The 18,091-nt window shown below is 62.5% G+C and carries 20 protein-coding genes; 14 read left to right on the top strand and 6 right to left on the bottom strand.

What is annotated here, in order from left to right; translation table 11 throughout:
- Positions 1-9: 9 nt before the first annotated feature.
- The 3 genes from aroC to LOY34_RS19820 are packed head-to-tail and all read left to right on the top strand — an operon-like array spanning position 10 to position 2,808.
- The gene (gene aroC / locus LOY34_RS19830; RefSeq protein WP_045195301.1) at positions 10-1,101 is read left to right on the top strand and encodes a chorismate synthase; all 1,092 of its coding nucleotides are present in this window, start codon (positions 10-12) and stop codon (positions 1,099-1,101) included.
- A 38-nt stretch (positions 1,102-1,139) separates the two neighbouring features.
- The gene (locus tag LOY34_RS19825) at positions 1,140-2,303 is read left to right on the top strand and encodes an MFS transporter (protein ID WP_045195299.1); all 1,164 of its coding nucleotides are present in this window, start codon (positions 1,140-1,142) and stop codon (positions 2,301-2,303) included.
- On the top strand, positions 2,290-2,808 hold the full coding sequence (locus tag LOY34_RS19820) for an acireductone dioxygenase (RefSeq protein ID WP_195884783.1): 519 nt from the start codon (positions 2,290-2,292) through the stop codon (positions 2,806-2,808). The genes LOY34_RS19825 and LOY34_RS19820 overlap by 14 nt, the downstream gene beginning before the upstream one ends.
- Positions 2,809-2,868: 60 nt before the next feature.
- On the opposite strand, the gene LOY34_RS19815 is transcribed toward LOY34_RS19820, so the two are convergent.
- On the bottom strand, positions 2,869-3,141 hold the full coding sequence (locus LOY34_RS19815) for a DUF3509 domain-containing protein (RefSeq protein WP_045195296.1): 273 nt from the start codon (positions 3,139-3,141) through the stop codon (positions 2,869-2,871).
- Positions 3,142-3,415: 274 nt separating this feature from the next.
- Between LOY34_RS19815 and LOY34_RS19810 the strand changes: the two genes are divergently transcribed.
- Positions 3,416-3,940: an ankyrin repeat domain-containing protein gene (locus LOY34_RS19810; protein ID WP_045195295.1), complete on the top strand. Its 525-nt coding sequence runs from the start codon at positions 3,416-3,418 to the stop codon at positions 3,938-3,940.
- A 60-nt stretch (positions 3,941-4,000) separates the two neighbouring features.
- The gene (locus tag LOY34_RS19805) at positions 4,001-4,531 is read left to right on the top strand and encodes a hypothetical protein (RefSeq protein ID WP_195884782.1); all 531 of its coding nucleotides are present in this window, start codon (positions 4,001-4,003) and stop codon (positions 4,529-4,531) included.
- Here the strand turns inward: LOY34_RS19805 and LOY34_RS19800 are convergent.
- Entirely contained in the window at positions 4,528-5,469 is a 942-nt protein-coding gene (locus LOY34_RS19800; protein WP_258663921.1) for a ZIP family metal transporter, read from the bottom strand. The genes LOY34_RS19805 and LOY34_RS19800 overlap by 4 nt on opposite strands.
- Positions 5,470-5,597: 128 nt before the next feature.
- Between LOY34_RS19800 and LOY34_RS19795 the strand changes: the two genes are divergently transcribed.
- Positions 5,598-5,789: a PLDc N-terminal domain-containing protein gene (locus LOY34_RS19795; protein ID WP_045195289.1), complete on the top strand. Its 192-nt coding sequence runs from the start codon at positions 5,598-5,600 to the stop codon at positions 5,787-5,789.
- Positions 5,790-5,802: 13 nt separating this feature from the next.
- Here LOY34_RS19795 and LOY34_RS19790 read toward each other — a convergent pair whose 3' ends face one another.
- On the bottom strand, positions 5,803-6,276 hold the full coding sequence (locus tag LOY34_RS19790) for a methylated-DNA--[protein]-cysteine S-methyltransferase (protein ID WP_045195287.1): 474 nt from the start codon (positions 6,274-6,276) through the stop codon (positions 5,803-5,805).
- Between the two features lie 184 nt (positions 6,277-6,460).
- Between LOY34_RS19790 and LOY34_RS19785 the strand changes: the two genes are divergently transcribed.
- The 7 genes from LOY34_RS19785 to LOY34_RS19755 all read left to right on the top strand — a co-directional run bounded on the left by LOY34_RS19785 (position 6,461) and on the right by LOY34_RS19755 (position 14,177).
- Positions 6,461-8,545, top strand: coding sequence for an LTA synthase family protein (locus tag LOY34_RS19785; RefSeq protein WP_045195285.1), 2,085 nt, complete (start codon positions 6,461-6,463; stop codon positions 8,543-8,545).
- A 59-nt stretch (positions 8,546-8,604) separates the two neighbouring features.
- A complete protein-coding gene (locus LOY34_RS19780) occupies positions 8,605-10,008 on the top strand; it encodes a T6SS immunity protein Tli4 family protein (protein WP_258663920.1) in 1,404 nt (467 codons plus the stop codon).
- 74 nt (positions 10,009-10,082) lie between these two features.
- A complete protein-coding gene (locus tag LOY34_RS19775; protein ID WP_045195283.1) occupies positions 10,083-10,319 on the top strand; it encodes a hypothetical protein in 237 nt (78 codons plus the stop codon).
- 190 nt (positions 10,320-10,509) lie between these two features.
- Positions 10,510-10,842 carry a ribonuclease E inhibitor RraB gene (locus tag LOY34_RS19770; protein WP_010226349.1) on the top strand — a complete coding sequence of 111 codons (333 nt, stop codon included), beginning with the start codon at positions 10,510-10,512 and terminating at the stop codon, positions 10,840-10,842.
- Positions 10,843-11,019: 177 nt separating this feature from the next.
- Entirely contained in the window at positions 11,020-12,429 is a 1,410-nt protein-coding gene (locus LOY34_RS19765; protein ID WP_093380500.1) for a circularly permuted type 2 ATP-grasp protein, read from the top strand.
- Positions 12,430-12,432: 3 nt separating this feature from the next.
- A complete protein-coding gene (locus LOY34_RS19760) occupies positions 12,433-13,383 on the top strand; it encodes an alpha-E domain-containing protein (RefSeq protein WP_045195278.1) in 951 nt (316 codons plus the stop codon).
- A complete protein-coding gene (locus LOY34_RS19755) occupies positions 13,380-14,177 on the top strand; it encodes a transglutaminase family protein (protein ID WP_045195277.1) in 798 nt (265 codons plus the stop codon). Before LOY34_RS19760 ends, LOY34_RS19755 begins: the two co-directional genes overlap by 4 nt.
- 3 nt (positions 14,178-14,180) lie before the next feature.
- Here the strand turns inward: LOY34_RS19755 and LOY34_RS19750 are convergent, their stop codons facing one another.
- Positions 14,181-14,981 carry a cytochrome c gene (locus tag LOY34_RS19750; RefSeq protein WP_258663918.1) on the bottom strand — a complete coding sequence of 267 codons (801 nt, stop codon included), beginning with the start codon at positions 14,979-14,981 and terminating at the stop codon, positions 14,181-14,183.
- A 548-nt stretch (positions 14,982-15,529) separates the two neighbouring features.
- On the opposite strand from LOY34_RS19750, the gene LOY34_RS19745 reads away from it, so the two are divergent.
- Positions 15,530-16,258, top strand: a complete 729-nt coding sequence (locus LOY34_RS19745; protein WP_093380506.1) for an amidotransferase — start codon at positions 15,530-15,532, stop codon at positions 16,256-16,258.
- 9 nt (positions 16,259-16,267) lie between these two features.
- On the opposite strand, the gene LOY34_RS19740 is transcribed toward LOY34_RS19745, so the two are convergent.
- Together LOY34_RS19740 and LOY34_RS19735 are read right to left on the bottom strand one after the other, a co-directional pair.
- Positions 16,268-17,239, bottom strand: a complete 972-nt coding sequence (locus tag LOY34_RS19740) for a magnesium and cobalt transport protein CorA (RefSeq protein WP_045195270.1) — start codon at positions 17,237-17,239, stop codon at positions 16,268-16,270.
- A gap of 65 nt (positions 17,240-17,304) precedes the next feature.
- Entirely contained in the window at positions 17,305-18,027 is a 723-nt protein-coding gene (locus LOY34_RS19735; protein ID WP_195884777.1) for a 1-acyl-sn-glycerol-3-phosphate acyltransferase, read from the bottom strand.
- Positions 18,028-18,091 lie beyond the last annotated feature (64 nt).

The raw sequence follows: 18,091 nt of genomic DNA, 5'->3' as shown, positions 1-18,091 counted from the left end.
GCGTCCTGCATGTCCGGCAATACCTACGGCAAGCTGTTCACTGTCACCACCGCTGGCGAAAGCCATGGTCCGGCGTTGGTCGCCATTGTCGATGGCTGCCCGCCGGGCCTGGAAATTTCCCTGGCCGACCTGCAGCACGACCTCGATCGGCGCAAGCCCGGCACCAGCCGCCACACCACCCAGCGCCAGGAAGCCGACGAAGTCGAAATCCTCTCGGGTGTGTTCGAAGGCCGCACCACCGGTTGCTCGATCGGCTTGCTGATTCGCAACACCGACCAGAAGTCCAAGGACTACTCGGCGATCAAGGACCTGTTCCGCCCGGCCCACGCCGACTACACCTACCACCACAAGTACGGTGAGCGCGACTACCGCGGCGGTGGCCGCAGCTCGGCGCGCGAGACCGCCATGCGCGTGGCCGCCGGCGCCATCGCCAAGAAGTACCTGGCCAGCCAGGGTATTCGCATACGCGGCTACATGAGCCAGCTCGGTCCGATCGAAATCCCTTTCAAGACCTGGGATTCGGTGGAGCAGAACGCCTTCTTCAGCCCCGACCCGGACAAGGTCCCGGAGCTTGAGGCCTACATGGACCAGCTGCGCCGTGACCAGGATTCGGTCGGGGCAAAGATCACCGTGGTCGCCGAAGGGGTCATGCCGGGCCTGGGCGAGCCGATCTTCGATCGCCTGGACGCCGAGCTTGCCCATGCGCTGATGAGCATCAACGCAGTCAAAGGCGTGGAGATCGGCGCAGGTTTTGCCAGCGTCGCCCAGCGCGGCACCGAACACCGTGACGAGCTGACCCCAGAGGGTTTTCTCAGCAACAACGCCGGCGGCATTCTTGGCGGTATTTCCTCCGGCCAGCCGATCGTTGCCCACCTGGCCCTCAAGCCGACGTCGAGCATCACCACCCCGGGCCGCTCCATCGACGTCGATGGCAACCCGGTCGAGGTCATCACCAAGGGCCGTCACGACCCGTGCGTGGGTATCCGCGCCACGCCGATCGCCGAAGCGATGATGGCCATCGTGCTGATGGACCACCTGCTGCGCCATCGCGGGCAGAACGCCGAGGTACGCGTGAACACCCCGGTACTGGGCCAGCTGTAATGCCGGCCTCGGCCAATCGCGCTGCGGCTCGCTGAGCCGTGGCGGCGATTCCCTACTGGCGGCTGTCCAGCTTCTACCTGTTCTACTTCGCCTTGCTTGGTTCGACCGCGCCGTTTCTGGCGTTGTATTTCGATCATCTGGGTTTTTCCAGCGCGCGCATCGGCGAGCTGGTCGCCATTCCCATGCTGATGCGTTGCGTGGCCCCCAACCTGTGGGGCTGGCTGGGTGACCGCAGTGGCCAGCGCCTGCTGATCGTGCGCCTGGGGGCGTTGTCGACCCTGGCGACCTTTTCGCTGATCTTCTTCGCCAAGAGCTACGCCTGGCTGGCGCTGGTAATGGCCCTGCATGCGTTCTTCTGGCATGCGGTATTGCCGCAGTTTGAAGTCATCACCCTGGCCCATCTGCAGGGGCAGACCGCGCGTTACAGCCAGATCCGCCTGTGGGGGTCGATCGGCTTCATCCTCACCGTAGTCGGGCTTGGCCGCTTGTTCGACTGGCTGAGCCTGGACATCTACCCGCTGGCGCTGGTGATTATCATGGCCGGTATCGTCCTGGCCAGCCTCTGGGTGCCCAATGCCCAGCCGCCGGGGCAGAATGAGCGGGCCAGCGGCGGCGGCTTTCTCAAGCAACTGTCCAGCCCCGGGGTTGCCGCGTTTTACCTGTGCGTGGCGCTGATGCAACTGAGCCACGGCCCGTACTACACCTTTCTGACTCTGCACCTTGAGCACCTGGGCTACAGCCGCGGCACCATCGGCATGCTCTGGGCGCTGGGGGTGGTGGCCGAGGTGCTGATGTTCCTGGCCATGAGCTGGATTCTGGCGCGGGTATCGCTGCGCCGGGTGCTGCTGGCCAGCTTTGCCCTGGCGGCAGTGCGTTGGGCGTTGCTCGGCAATTTTGCCGAACATTTGGGTGTACTGTTGCTCGCCCAGCTCTTGCATGCGGCCACCTTTGGCAGTTTTCACGCGGCCGCCATCGCCTTCGTGCAACGCAGCTTCGCGGCCCGCCAGCAAGGTCAGGGGCAGGCGTTATATGCCGCACTGGCCGGCACTGGCGGCGCCTTGGGCGCCCTGTATTCGGGTTACAGCTGGAACCTGCTGGGGCCGGCTACCACCTTTAGTATTGCCAGCATCGCAGCCCTGGCTGCAGCCGTTATCATTGCGCTTCGAATGAAAGAGGATAGTTGCCCCGATGAGCAGCCTTAGCGTGTATCACCAGTCCACCCCGGACACCCCAAACAAGGTACTGACTCACCTGGAGGACATCGCCGCGACCCTGCAAGAGCAGGGCGTGCGTTTTGCCCGTTGGCAGGCTGGCGCGCCGATTCAGGCGGGCGCCAGCGACCAGCAACTGATCGGCGCTTATCAAGCCAGTATCGATGCGCTAAAAGCCGAGACCGGTTACGCCCGTGTCGAGGTAAGCCGCGAAGCGGATACCAGCCTGCGCGATGAGCACACCTGTGGCGAAGAGCGACTGCACTTTTTTGCCGCCGGGCGCGGGCTGGTCAGCCTGCGGATCGAGGACTACATCTATGCGGTGTTGTGCGAGAAGGGCGATTTGATCGGCGTGCCGGCAGGGGTTCGGCACTGGTTCGACATGGGCGAGGAGCCGCGGTTCGTGGCGATCCGGGTGTTCAACCGGCCGGAAGGTGGGCTTGTACGGTTTACTGGCGATTCGATTGCCAAGATGTTCCCGCGGCTTGACGACTGATAAACGCCATCACGGGGCAAGCCCGCTCCTACAGGTAGGAGCGGGCTTGCCCCCGCGAAGTTACCGATAAGTCGGCAAGGCAAACCGCTGCTGGCTTTGCAGCATCGAAATCACCGGCAACTCACTGGCCTGCTCGGCCAGGTCGCGGCGAATCGCACTGATCGCCCACGACAGTTGTTCGGCGCTATGCAGCTGGGCATAAGAAATCGAGCGCTTGGTCTGGGTACCGTCGGCTGCCCGCAGGGTCAGCAGAATTCCGCCATCGGGGCGCGCCTGGGTGGTGACATCGTAGGCGGAGAATACCGAGGCGAATTTTTCCTGGATGAGGTCCATATCAGCTCCTGACTGTTAGTGGCAGACATGGAGTGACAGGTGCAGCGACTGTGCCAGCTTTTTGATTTTAGAAAATCTTTATAAATCAATAGCTTAGAATTTAGCTGGGCAAGGTGTGCCGTGCATTCTGCATGGTCGTGCATTTTGCACAGTGCATTTTGCAGTATCGTCTTGGCCAATAGATTTCTTCTGTCATGGCCATGACTTATCCAGCGTTGACCCGCCGCGCTCCCTGCTCAAGACTTGGGCCTTTCCGATAGCCAGGAGGTTCCCCATGTCTGACCAACGCAGGCCAACGCCGATGAACGACGACGAGGCGGCAGCGTTTGCCGAAGAGGTCTTCGACCGGGCGCGCAAGGGCGACGCGGTGATACTCGGGCGCTTGCTGGAAAACGGCTTGCCAGTGAACCTGCGCAATGGCAATGGCGACACCTTGCTGATGCTTGCCAGCTACCACGGGCACCTGGATGCCGTGGCGGTACTGCTCGAGCACGGCGCCGACCCGCAGATCGCCAATGACAAGGGCCAGTTGCCGATTGCCGGCGCGGCCTTCAAGGGTAACCTGGAGATGGTCCAGTTGCTGGTGGACAAGGGCGCCGAGGTCGATGGCGCGTCCGCCGATGGACGCACCGCGCTGATGATGGCGGCGATGTTCAACCGCACGGTGATTGTCGACTACCTGCTGGCCCAGGGCGCCAACCCGCGCCATCGCGACGCCCGTGGCACCGATGCCCTGGGCGCGGCGCAAACCATGGGCGCGCCCGAGACCACCGAGCAGTTGCTCAAGCTGCTCGGCTAACCCCACGGGGCCTTTTGCGGCTATCCTTGGCGACTTTTTTCAGCGTCGCAGGGCCCCTTCATGAAACTCCAACTGGCCGAACTCATCGGCAAAATCAGCGCTGGCTGCATGGGCGAGGACGAAGTCGCGCGTATCGCCGACGAAGCCGCCCAGGCCTATGCCGACCCGCAGGCGTTTCTCGCCGCCAACCCGGACATCAACTACGACGACAGTTTCCCGATCCCGCTGGGTGAGTGGATTGTCGTCGGCAGCCTGCCCGACACCGTGTTGTTCCAGGCCGATAACTATCAGGATCTGTTCCAGCAGATCACCGACTCTTTCGACAAGAGCGTGCCGTTCAACCTCAAGCCCAAGCAACTGGCCAAAGTCGAGGCGCTGACCGCGCTTAACCGCATCCAGGTGCAGATGGGGGCGATGAACAAGGAAGCCGGCGGCTATGTGCTGATGAACTTCAGCCAGTTGCTCGATGACGAGCTGCAGATGGTGCTGGTCGGCAACGACGACCTGCCAAGGGTGCTGGAGCTGTGTGCCGAAGTCGGCATCGCCGCAGCGCCGGCCCTGGAAGCACTGCGGGTGGCCGTGCACGTTTAACCGAGGGCGGTATCGAGGAACATCATCACCGCAAAACCGCCCATCAGGCCCAGAGTTGCCGAGGTCTGGTGGCCGTTGCGGTGGGTTTCCGGAATTACTTCGTGGGACACCACGAAAATCATCGCCCCGGCTGCCAGGCCCATGCTCACCGGGTAGGCAATGGCAAAGCCGGTGGAAATACCCAGGCCGATCACTGCGCCAATGGGCTCCATCAAACCAGAACCGATGGCCACCAGCGCCGCCTTGAAGGTCGAGAGACCGGTGGCGCGCAGTGCCAGCGCCACGGCCAAACCTTCGGGAATGTCCTGGATGGCGATGGCGCTGGTCAGCGGCAGGCCGACATTCAGGTCACCGTTGGCAAAGCTGACGCCGATGGCCATGCCCTCGGGCAGGTTGTGCAGGGTGATGGCCAAGACGAACAGCCACACCCGGTTGATCCGCTCCGCCTGTGGGCCGCAGGGGCCGGTACTTTCGTGCTCGTGCGGGGTGAAGCGGTCAAGGCCGAGCATCAGCAAGACCCCCAGACCCATGCCGACCACTACCGTCAGTGCCGCGTACGGGCCGTTGCCGGTGATCTCCCGCGCGGCGTCGAGGCCCTGCAGAATCAGTGAGAAGGAGCTGGCGGCGAGCATCATTCCGGCGGCAAAGCCGAGCATCACGTCCTGGGTGCGCGCGCTGACCTCGCGCAGCACCACTGCCATGACTGCGCCAAGGGCGGTGGCGGCAAATCCGGCGAGGCCGCCGAGCATGGCCATGTGCAGGTTTTGCTGGTGGTCGCCATGCACAGCATTCCACGCGCTGGCGATCAGCAGGCCGAGCACCGCCAGCAAGCTCAGGCCCAAGCCTGCGCTGAGCCACGGGCTGCTTTGTGCCTGTTGCATCCAGGCGTTCCATAAGGGGACGGGAGCGGGGCTGCTGTGACTGTGGGCGGGTGGCATAGGAACCTCTCTGGCGCAATTCAATCAATCGAGTGTAACCAGCGCTGCCTGGGCGCGGCGAACGATTCGCCTCTATGGGCCTGATAGCCAGCTATCCTGAGGGCAGACGCGACCAAGGGAGCAATACCATGGGTTCTACCTTCAATAGCCTGGTTGGGCTGATCATCCTCGCCCTGGACATCTGGGCGATCATCAATGTGATCAAAAGCGGTGCCAGCGGGGGCGCCAAGATTCTCTGGATCCTGCTGATTCTGCTGCTGCCGGTGCTGGGCCTGATTATCTGGGCGATAGCCGGGCCGCGGGGCAATGTGCGGCTGTAGCCCGAGATAATCTTCAGATCAGCCAGGTCCCCTCCAGTTCCAACAGGATCTGCTTGCGCTCGATCCCGCCGGCAAAGCCGGTGAGGGTGCCATTGCTGCCGATCACCCGGTGACAGGGGATGATGATGGCAATCGGGTTGGCGCCATTGGCGGTGCCCACTGCCCGTACCGACCTGGGGTTGCCGATGGCCTGGGCAAGTTCGCCGTAGCTGCAGGTGGTGCCGTAGGGAATGCGCTGCAGGGCCTGCCAAACCTCGCACTGGAACGGTGTGCCGCGGGGCGCCACACGCACCTCGAAGGTCTCGCGCTTGCGCGCGAAATACTCGTCCAGTTGGCGCGCCACGTCGTCCAGCTGGTTGCTGGCCGGCAGCCAGTCCGCGGCCAGCTCCCAGGGCTGGGCGGCGTCCATGTGCAGCAGGCGCAGGCCCTGTTCATCGCCTGCCAGCAGCAGCGGGCCTAGCGGGCTTGGTAGGTAGCGAAAAAACATGGGGTAATGATCTCCCTGCGGATAACCCTGATTCTATTACGAAATTTTCACAAACGATTGCCGACAATTTGCGCGCGCAATTATCCGTTCGCCGAATGACCGTGCAACGCGCTCGCGTTTAGGGCACATTTGCCGATTCGTTTTACCGCCTTCCTCGAACCTGAACCCTAGGATCTTCCAATTCATGGCTAACACGGACGCCTTGAGTCAACAGCGGGCTGCGTCGCGCCCGTTGCAACCGACGCTGAAATCGCATCTGGCCTACACCCTGCTGTGCGGGCTGGTGATCATGCTGATGCTCAGCCTGGTCCGCCTCGCGTTGCTGGTCTACAACAGCGACATGATCGGCGACACGCCGACCTCGACCGTAGCCGAGGGTTTCCTCAATGGCCTGCGGTTCGACCTGCGGGTTGTGGTGTACCTGAGCATCCCGCTGCTGCTGGCGATCCTCAGTGCCCGCGCCATGGCTGCCCGCGGCCTGTTCCGGGCCTGGCTGACCATCGCCTCGAGCATCGTCATGTTCCTCGGTCTGATGGAGATGGACTTCTATCGCGAGTTCCATCAGCGCCTCAACGGCCTGGTGTTCCAGTACGTCAAGGAAGACCCGAAAACCGTGCTGAGCATGCTCTGGTACGGTTTCCCGGTGGTGCGCTACCTGCTGGCCTGGGCTTTTGGCACCTGGCTGCTGAGCCTGTTGTTCAAGGGCATCGACCGCCTGACCCGGCCTGCTGGCGGGTATGAAAGCCAGGTAGCCGGCACGCGCAGCGTTGCGCCCTGGTACGTGCGCGGCGTGGTGTTCTTCATGGTCTTGCTGGTAGCGGTCATCGCCGCTCGCGGTACCCTGCGCCAGGGCCCGCCGATGCGTTGGGGTGATGCCTTCACCACCGACTCGAACTTCGTCAACCAGCTGGGCCTGAACGGCACCCTGACCCTGATCGACGCGGCCAAGAGCCGTTTCGGCGAAGACCGCGCCAACATCTGGAAGTCGACCATCGAGCAAGGTCTGGCGACCCAGACCGTGCGCGACATGCTGCTGACCGCCAACGACAAGCTGGTCGATGCCGACAGCGCCGCCGTGCGCCGTGACTTCACCCCGCCGGCGGACAACACCCTGCCAATCAAGAACGTCGTGGTGATCCTCATGGAGAGCTTCGCCGGTCATTCGGTTGGCGCCCTGGGCAGCCCGAACAACATCACCCCGTACTTCGACAAACTGGCGAAAGAGGGCCTGCTGTTCGACCGCTTCTTCTCCAACGGCACCCATACCCACCAGGGCATGTTCGCCACCATGGCCTGCTACCCGAACCTGCCGGGCTTCGAATACCTGATGCAAACCCCGGAAGGTGGCCACAAGCTGTCCGGCCTGCCGGCGCTGCTCAGTGCTCGTGACTACGATGACGTCTACGTCTACAACGGTGACTTTGCCTGGGACAACCAGTCCGGTTTCTTCGGCAACCAGGGCATGACCACCTTCATCGGCCGTAACGACTTCGTCAATCCGGTGTTCTCCGACCCGACCTGGGGTGTGTCCGACCAGGACATGTTCGACCGTGGTAACGAAGAGCTGGCCAAGCACGATGGCAAGAAGCCGATCTACGCGCTGCTGCAGACCCTGTCCAACCACACGCCGTATGCGCTGCCCAAGGATCTGCCGGTCGAGAAGGTTACCGGCCAGGGCCGCCTGGACGAGCACCTGACTGCCATGCGCTACTCCGACTGGGCCCTGGGCCAGTTCTTCGAGAAAGCGCGCAAGGAGCCTTACTTCAAGGAAACCCTGTTCGTCATTGTCGGCGACCATGGCTTCGGCAACCACCAGCAGGTCACCGAGCTCGACCTCGGGCGCTTCAACGTGCCGCTGCTGCTGATCGCCCCGGGTATCCAGGAGAAGTTCGGTGCGGTCAACCACACCGTGGGTACCCAGATCGACATCGTGCCGACCATCATGGGCCGCCTGGGCGGCGAAACCCGTCACCAGTGCTGGGGCCGTGACCTGCTCAACCTGCCAGCCGGTGACCAGGGCTTCGGCATGATCAAGCCATCGGGCAGCGAGCAGATCGTCGGGCTGGTCAAGGGCGACCGGATCCTGATCGAGTCCAAGGACATGTCGCCACGCATGTACCGCTACGAGCTGGGCGCCAACTTCAAGGCCGAGCTGATCGAAGCCCCGGACCAGACCGAGCTGACCCACAAGCTTGAATCGTTCATCCAGACCGCGACCAAGAGCCTGCTGGATAACACCGCGGGTGTAGTGCACGGCACCCCGGAATAACGACGTTGCGGGTGCTGTAAACAGGACCCCGGCTCGCCGGGGTCTTGGCTTTCTGGGCCATGGATGCTCAAATCGCGCGCTTGAGGAAGCGGGGGCTGCAACGGCGCCCATCAAAAAAGGATTTTTGCGTGCGCGTGTTCGTATTGTTTGCCGGCCTGTGCCATTCACTGTTGGCGCTGGCCGATGTTGCACCGGCGGATTACCAGACGCCCCCCGGCTGGCGTACCGAATGCATGGGCCGGGTGCAGTTCGATGTGCCCAAGGACATTGCCTGGCACACTTCCAGTGGCTACTGGCAGTACTACAATTTCGAGCTCCCCGACCCCACGATCACCCCAGGTGAGCAGCAGATTGCCTACGGCGACGGCTTGACTCCCAAACAACGCTATCTGGTTGACATCGAGGTCAGCCCGTTGACCACTCGCGAACTCTTCGAGCAGATCCGCTATTCCCAAACCCTCAACGTTGAGCCTGCGCAACAGCGGGTTGTCAAGGCAGAGATAAAGGCGCTGGATGCCGTCATCAGCGCAACCCGTAGTGACGACTCGGGCTATAGGGCACTGCTGGACCAAAGTATCGAGCTGGATGAAAAGCTCGAGCGTATCGGCTATGTACATTCTCAACTGATCTTGCTTGACGATCTGATTCGGCAATTTACTGCCGAAGGTCGGTCGGTGGCGAAGGCGCAGGCCGAGCGCGATGCCTTCTTCAAAGAACAGGCACAGTGGCCGACCGATGTAGAGTTCGAGCATGAGCGTTCTATCGAGCTGGGGCTGCCGGATGCGTTTGCCAATTGGTATGAAGGCAAACTGGTAGCCTATCTGTGGCGCAACCAACGCATCTATCGTTTCAACTTCCATAGCGGCGCCACCACGGCAACCGCATCCGCTGCGCTGGCATTACTGGAGCCCAGGGCACGCGCTGTGCTGGCTGCGTTCCGTACCCGCAAGCAATACGAAACTCCCCAGGAAAACGGCTTCTGTGTGCCATATGGCTTCATTGCCGACGATGGCGCACCGCGGCATGCCATCACCCTGGGCTTCACGCCGGCAGACAACCCCAAGCTGCTGCACCGCCTGAGCATGAGCAACGATGATGAAAAAGCCGTCGACATGGTCCCGATGCTGCTGGATCGACTGATTGCCAACCCGTTTCCGCTGCAGATCAGCGTCGATAAGTTCGGGCCCTCAAGCGTGCGGATCGGCGCCGCCAAGGGCAGGTTCGGCGGTGCACGCTTTCGCGTCTATGAGCCTGACAGTTTGAAGCCGGCGGCCACAGAAACGTTCAGGCTGGTCGCCGGCGCCTTGGGCTCCGGCTACCAGCCCACTGTGGTGCTGGGAGTGACCGATGAACACTCCGAGCCGCCGCTGCAGTTCGAGCCCTCCAGGGACGATTTTCTACGCACACTGCAAAGCGTACGTGCGTTGCCAGGCGGCCATCGCTTCGCGGTGCAAGACGACTGAACGACCACCACTGTGCTGAGGTCAACGGAAGGTAAGCCCGATTCACCCTGAACATCTGTACAGAGGAGAGTCCAATGAAAGCATGGGTCATTACCTTTGTTGACCAGAAGGGCGAGCGTACCTCGCTGCCGCTCAGCGCAGAGCTGGAACCGAGTATCGAAGAGGCGGCGCGGCTGATTCGCTCCCATCTGTTTCCGGTCCTGGGCGAGCTGGACCTCAATGATTTCCAGGACCGCGAAACCTCGCCAACGGCCAAATGGCTGAAGGAGCAGAACGGGGTGGAGATCACTGCCATCACTGAAGGGCCTTGAACCCGCATGCCGGCTGGCACGCTGGGCAATCAGGCGCTACGCTGCAGACAAGGTCGGGCGATTTTTTCTGATTGTCCGGGCTTGCCGATCCACGTCACGCAACAGCTCGAATTGCCCCCGCACGGCTTGTGTGGCGGGCAGGTGCGTTTTGCACTGAAAGTCTATCCATCGGTAATGAGGAGGACGATTCATGAGCAGCCAATACGAGGACATCAGCAGCACGGTCTTGCGTCGGATGAAAGAAGGGGGGTTCAACTTCGCGCAGATTCATCCCATCGAGTTTTATGCGGTCTTTCCGGACGAGGCACGGGCGCGGCGAGCGGCAGGTAAGTTTCGCGGCGAATCACTCAGTGCCCAGGTCCACGAGCGCGATGATGGCGCCTGGCACCTGGAGCTGAGCAAGGTGATGTTTGCAACCTATGGCGGAATCGGCGAATTCGAACAGGATTTCGAGGCGGTGATCGCCCCGCTGGGTGGAGAAATAGAAGGCTGGGGCGTCAAGCAGGAGCGGCAATTGGCCTGACTGACGAACAAGCGCGGCGCTTCGCAATGAAGCGCTGCCGTCAAAGCAACCGGGGCGGTTGCACAGATCTGGTGCGACCGTTCTTCGCTTAAATCACAACGTATTGAATAACAAGGAATTATGCCGCTGGCACGAGGCTTGCGATGGCTCGGGTGCACGGGTGACAAGGAGTTCGGCATGATCCGCACCTTTTATGACGAAATGTACGCCGCTGACGGCCAGGTCCGTCCGCACTACCGGGAATTCGCCCGCTGGCTGGCCGAAACCCCGCCAGAGCTGCTGGCCCAGCGTCGACGTGAAGCCGACCTGCTGTTCCACCGCGCCGGCATCACCTTCACCCTCTATGGCGACGAGCAGGGCACCGAGCGCCTGATTCCCTTCGATACCATCCCGCGCAGCATCCCGGCCAGTGAATGGCGGGTGGTCGAACGGGGCTGCATTCAGCGGGTCAAGGCGCTGAACCTGTTTCTAGCCGACCTGTACCACGACCAGCGCATCATTCGCGCCGGGATCATTCCGGCCGAGCAGGTGCTGGCCAACGAGCAGTACCAACTGGCGATGCAGGGCCTGGACCTGCACCGCGACATCTATTCGCACATTTCCGGGGTCGACCTGGTGCGCGACAGTGATGGCAGTTACTACGTGCTCGAAGACAACCTGCGCACCCCCAGCGGCGTCAGCTACATGCTTGAAGACCGCAAGATGATGATGCGCCTGTTCCCCGAGCTGTTCGCAGCCCAGCGCATCGCGCCGATCGATCATTACCCCAACCTGTTGCTCGATACCCTCAAGAGCTCAAGCCCGCTGGACAACCCCAGCGTGGTGGTGTTGACGCCCGGGCGTTTCAACAGCGCCTTCTTCGAGCATGCCTTCCTCGCCCGCGAGATGGGCGTCGAGCTGGTCGAGGGCGCCGACCTGTTCGTGCGTGACGAGCGGGTATTCATGCGCACCACCGACGGCCCCAAGGCGGTCGATGTAATCTACCGGCGCCTGGACGATGCCTTCCTCGACCCGCTGGCCTTCAACCCCGATTCGATGCTCGGTGTGCCCGGGCTGCTGGCGGCTTATCGCTGCGGCAACGTGGTGCTGGCCAATGCCATTGGCACCGGTGTGGCCGACGACAAGTCGATTTACCCCTATGTCACCGACATGATCCGCTTCTACCTCGACGAGGAGCCGATCCTCAAGAACGTGCCGACCTGGCAGTGCCGCAAGCCTGAAGAACTGTCCCACGTGCTGGCGCACCTGCCGGAGCTAGTGGTCAAGGAAACCCAGGGTTCCGGCGGCTACGGCATGCTGGTGGGGCCGGCGGCCAGCCGTGCCGAGATTGAGGCGTTCGCCGCCCGGATCAAGGCCCGGCCAGCGGCCTATATCGCCCAGCCGACCCTGTCGCTGTCGACCTGCCCGACCTTTGTCGAAAACGGCATCGCCCCGCGGCATATCGACCTGCGCCCGTTCGTGCTGTCCGGGCGCGAGACCCGGGTGGTGCCAGGCGGCCTGACCCGGGTCGCGCTGCGCGAGGGCTCGCTGGTGGTCAACTCGTCCCAGGGCGGCGGCACCAAGGACACCTGGGTGGTCGAGGATTAAGTCATGCTGAGTAGAACTGCCTCTGATTTGTACTGGATGTCGCGTTACCTGGAGCGGGCGGAAAACCTCGCGCGGATGCTCGATGTCAGTTATTCGCTGTCGCTGATGCCGCAAGACGGGCGCGGCGACGGCCTGGATGAAATGGCCATGCCGCTGCTGATCACCGGTACCCTCGACGACTACCTCGAGCGCCATGGCCAGTTGCATGCCGAACGCCTGCTGCACTTCTTCGCCCTCGACCCGGAAAACCCGGCGAGCATTTACAGTTGCCTGGGTGCCGCGCGGGCCAGTGCCCATGCGGTACGTGGGCGGATCACCGCCGACATGTGGGAAAACATCAACGCCACCTGGCTGGAAATTCGTGGCATCGCCGAGCAAGGCCTGGGCCGCTATGGCATGAGCCGTTTCTGTGAGTGGATCAAGGAACGCTCGCACCTGTTTCGTGGTGCCACTTACGGCACCATCATGCGCAACGACGCCTTTCGCTTCATTCGCCTGGGCACCTTCATCGAGCGCGCCGACAACACCCTGCGCTTGCTCGATGCCCGCTACGAGATGCTTGGCGACGAGGCCGAGGCGGTCAGCGACAGCTCGGCGCGCGGTTACTACCAATGGAGCGCCTTGCTGCGCGCGCTGTCGTCATTCGAGGCTTACACCGAAATCTACCGTGATGCACCGGCCGCTCGCCATGTTGCCGAGTTGCTGCTGTTGCGCGCCGACGTGCCGCGCTCGCTGCGTGCCTGCACCGAGGAAATCGACCTGATCCTCGCCAGCCTGCCCGGCGGCAACGGCCGCCCGGCCCAGCGCCTGGCCGCCGAGGTGGACGCGCGCCTGCGCTACACCTCGATCGATGAAATCCTTGCCGAAGGGCTGCACCCCTGGCTGACCCATTACATCCCGCTGGTGCGTGAACTGGGCAACGCCATTCACAGCGCCTACCTGGAGGCCGTATGAGACTGACCATTAGCCACGAAACCGCCTACCACTACGAAGACCAGGTGCGTGCCAGCATCCAGTACCTGCGTCTGACTCCGCACGACAGCGAGCGTCAACAGGTGCTCAGTTGGCAACTGGACCTGCCGCGGCCGGTGCGCGCGCAACTGGACCCGTTCGGCAACATCCTGCATGTGCTGAGCCTGGAAGAGCCACATTCGGACCTGGTCATCGGCGCCCGTGGCCTGGTCGATATTGATGAAAGCCGCGAGGCCGAGCACGAGTTGCAATCGCCGCTGCCGTTCCTGCGCTTCACCCGCCTGACCGAAGCTGACGAAGCCTTGCGTGCCTTCGCCAGCCAGCAATGCCGCAAGCGCCGTGACCGCTCGACGTTGATCGAACTGATGAATGCCCTGAACCAGCGCATGGCCTACAGGCCCGGCAGCACCGCCGTGGATACCAGCGCCGCCCAGGCGTTTGCCGGCGGCGCCGGGGTATGTCAGGACCACACCCATGCCTTCCTGGCCTGCGCGCGCAGCCTGGGCATCCCGGCGCGCTATGTGTCCGGTTACCTGTTCGACAGCGACAGCCAGCAGATGGCCAGCCACGCCTGGGCCGAAGCCTGGCTGGAGGATGCCTGGTACAGCTTCGATGTCACCAACCAACTGGCCCGGCCTGAACGCCACCTGAAACTGGCGGTGGGCCTGGACTACCTGGATGCCTGCCCGGTGCGCGGCATGCGCCGCGGTGGTGGTTTCGAGCAGATGCACGCCAAGGTGCTGGTGACCCCGACCCTCAACGCCCAGCAGCAGTGAGCCTCAGGGTTTGCGCGTGGCCATGTGGGCCAGATACGCCAGCAGCGCATCCAGCTCGCTATCGCTGATGACCGCTGCGGCAAACCCGGGCATTTTTGCCTGGGGCCACTGGCGCAGGCTTTGCGGGTCGCGGATATAGCGCCGGAGGAAAACGGCCTGGAAGTACTCGGTCGGGTTGTGCGGCAGGTTCAGGTCCGGGCCGAACTGGGCGTCCCCGGCGCCGTTGAGGCGATGGCAGGCCAGGCAGTTCTTCTGGAACACGGCAAAGCCCTGGTTGACCGGGTTGTCGGCGCTAATGCCTGGCGCCGGGCGCATGGCCGGGAAGCGTTCGGCCACTGCCGCCAGGCGGCGAATGCTGGCGACCTGGAAAGGCCATTGCTCAGGGCTGATGCGCCCGGCTTGCGGGTCGGTCCAGACCAGGTAAAACGGCCCGGCACCGGGCTTGCCCTTGGCCAGTGCCGGCCATGGTCTGGCCGGGTCTTCAATGGCCAGCCAGGCCCGCGCAGGGCCGTCCTTGAGCAAAGGCGCGGCGGGCATCTCGGCGGCGAAACCGTCCAGAGCAATGGCTTGCAGGTGATCATCGGCCTGCACTCCCTGTAGGAGCACAGCCAGTGGTAACGCGCGGTAATGCATGGTTCGCTTGTAGGAAACGTCGTTGTCAATCTGGATATCCTGCGCCAGCGGATGCGCCAACAACTCGGCGCTCTGCCAGTGGCGGCTGCCGTTGCCCAGGTCGAGGGTCAACTGCGCCGCCTGCAGGGGCAGGCACAGCAGGGCGAGCAACAAGCTGAAACAGTGGCGCATGGGCAGTCTCCAACCATCAGGGTCGGCAGATTACCTGCACACAACCGGCTTGTGCCAGGCACAAACCGCGGGAAGAGGGCATGCCGCTCAGCCGAACAGGCGTGAAAGGTTCGGCAGGATCAACAGCAGCGTAGTGGCGAAGAGAATGAGCCCGGCTTGACGTACTTTGTGTTGTTTGAACATGGCTGACCGCCTTTTTGTTGTTATTCCTGAGTGCCCAGAGGCTTCCTTGTCGTCGATCTGGCGAACATCATTTAACGTGGTGAAACATTAAGTCGCGAACCGTTGCTAATGGGTATACAGCTAACCTTAGGGTCAACGTCACCCGTGTTTTAGAACGCTTTAATCTGTACTTATTGCGCTTCAGATGTTTTTCGCTATGAGGCCTTTGGCCATCCACCAGCATTCCCCTTGCTAGACGCCTGCGCCACATCGGCAAGTGGATCCCAACCTCATGACCGTTCGTCCGAGCATCATACTTGCCTGCGCGCCTTATTCGGGGCAGGCTTTACGGGGCAATCCCGCCTTTGTCGTTCAGGACTATCTCTATGTCGCTACGCATCTGCATCCTGGAAACCGACGTCCTGCGACCGGAGCTGGTCGAGCAGTATCAGGGCTACGGACGGATGTTCGAGCAGCTGTTTACCCGCCAGCCAATCGCCGCCGAGTTTCGCGTCTACAACGTGTTGAACGACGAATACCCCGATGATGACCAAGTGTTCGATGCCTACCTGGTTACAGGCAGCAAGGCCGACTCGTTCGGTGATGATCCGTGGATTCACAAGCTCAAGGCGTTCCTGCTGGAGCGCTATCAGCGTGGCGACAAACTGCTTGGCGTGTGTTTTGGTCATCAACTGCTGGCGCTGCTGCTGGGCGGCAAGAGCGAGCGCGCGCACCAAGGCTGGGGGGTGGGTACCCACCGCTATGTGATGAACGCCAAGGCGCCGTGGATGAGCCCACAGGTCGAAGAGCTGACCTTGCTGATCAGCCATCAGGACCAGGTCACCCGCCTGCCGGAGAACGCCACGGTGATTGCCTCCAGCGACTTCTGCCCGAACGCCGCTTATCACATCGGCGACCAGGTGCTGTGCTTTCAGGGCCACCCGGAGTTCATCCACGACTATTCGCGGGCGCTGCTCGAGCTGCGCCAGGACAGCCTCGGCCAGGAGGTCTACCGCAAGGGCATCGACAGCCTGGCGCAGCAGCACCAGGGCAGCACGGTGGCTGAATGGATGATGCGCTTCGTCGCGCACAAGCCCCAGGGCAGTTCGGCCTGAGGCCTGCCGTTACAGCCAGCCGGAGCGCTTGAAGCTGGCGTACAGCGCCGTGCAGCCCACGGCGATCCCGCCCAGCACGGCAAAGTAGCCGTAGTGCCAGCTCAGCTCCGGCATGTTCTGAAAGTTCATCCCGTAGATCCCCGCCACGGCGGTGGGGAAGGCCAGGATCGCCGCCCAGGCGGCGAACTTGCGCTGCACGATGCTCTGGCGTGACGACTCCAGCAGCATGCCGATTTCGATGGTCTGGCTGGCGATGTCGCGAATCCCCGCCAGGTCCTCCATCTGCCGGGTGACGTGGATCTGCACGTCACGAAAGTACGGGCGCATGTTCTTGTCGATGAACGGGAAGGTCAGGCGCTGCAGTTCTTCGCTGACCTCGACCATCGGCGCCACATAGCGGCGCAGGCGCAGGATGTCGCGGCGCAGGCTGTGGATGCGCTGGATGTCTTCTTCCTTGAGCGAGCCGCTGAGCACGCTGCGCTCAAGCTCCTCGATCTCGCCATGAATGGCTTCGCTGACCGGCTGGTAGTTCTCGGTGACGAAGTCGAGCAGGGCGTAGAGCACGAAGTCTTCGCCGTGCTCGAGCAGCAGCGGCCGGGCCTCGCAGCGCTGGCGCACCAGGGCGTAGGATTTCGAGTGGCCGTTGCGGGCGGTGATGATGTAGCCGTTGCCAGCAAAGATATGGGTTTCGATGAACTCCAGCTTGCCTTCATGGCGCACTGGCGAATAAGTGACGATGAACAGCGCATCGCCGAAGGTCTCGAGCTTGGGCCGGCTGTGCTTTTCCAGCGCGTCCTCGATGGCCAGCTCATGTAGGTTGAACTGGCGTTGCAGGTTGGCCAGTTCCTGGGCGTTGGGCTCTTCCAGGCCGATCCAGACAAAATGCCCGGGTTTGCTTGCCCACTGGCTGCCTTCATCGAGGCTGATATTGGTGACTTTTCTGCCGGCGCTGTACACCGCCGCCGCAACGACTCGACCCATGGTTGTCCGCTTCTTCTGTTAACCGTGCCAGTAGCTTGGTATGACCGGCACGATTCGGCAACCGTTCACGCCTGGGGCAGTTCACTTTCCATGCGATCGATGCAGTGTTGCATCTGCAGGCGGCACTGTTCGGCCAGGGCCGGCACATCCTGCTGGGTCAGGCCACTGGTGGCGATCGGCGCCAGCGAACGGATGATGACCTTGCTGCGCCGCCAGCCGTTGAGCTTCAGGCGGCTGGCATAGCGGCTGACGCACACCGGCACGATCGGCACACCGGCTTCCACGGCCATGTGGAAGGCACCCTTTTTGAAGGTGATCAGATGCTCGCCGGCATTGCGCGTGCCTTCGGGGAACACCCAGATCGAGGTGTCGTCTTCGCTCAGGGTGCGAGTGGTGGTCTGCATGGCCCGGCGCGCCTGGTAGGCATTGCCGCGATCGACCAGGACGTTGCCGCCCAGCCAGAACAACTGGCCGAACAGCGGGATCCATTTCAGGCTCTTCTTGCCGATGCACACGGTGCGCGGCGGCACCACATGGCCGAGCACGAACAAGTCGTAGTTGGACTGGTGGTTGGCGATGATCACGCAGCCCGGCGGCTGGTCGAACAGCGGGCCGACCTCGGCCTTGATCTCAAGGCGCATCAGCCAGGTGGCGGGCAGACCGTAAAGGCGTGCACAAATTCGGCTGTTGTCCGGGTTGAACGGTCGGCACAGGCCGACCAGCACACCAAGAACACCGGCCAGGAGAAAATGCAGCCCCAACAGGAACATGCGGATAATAAAAAGCATTCGTACGACTCACACCAGGCAAACGCGGCGCAGTGTACGGGTGTGCACTTCTATCGGCAAACGC

The sequence above is a fragment of the Pseudomonas sp. B21-009 genome (genome assembly GCF_024749345.1).
In the GTDB taxonomy this organism is placed as follows: domain Bacteria; phylum Pseudomonadota; class Gammaproteobacteria; order Pseudomonadales; family Pseudomonadaceae; genus Aquipseudomonas.
The sequence above is the reverse complement of the archived record's forward strand: the minus strand, read 5'-3'. Positions and strand labels throughout refer to the sequence as shown.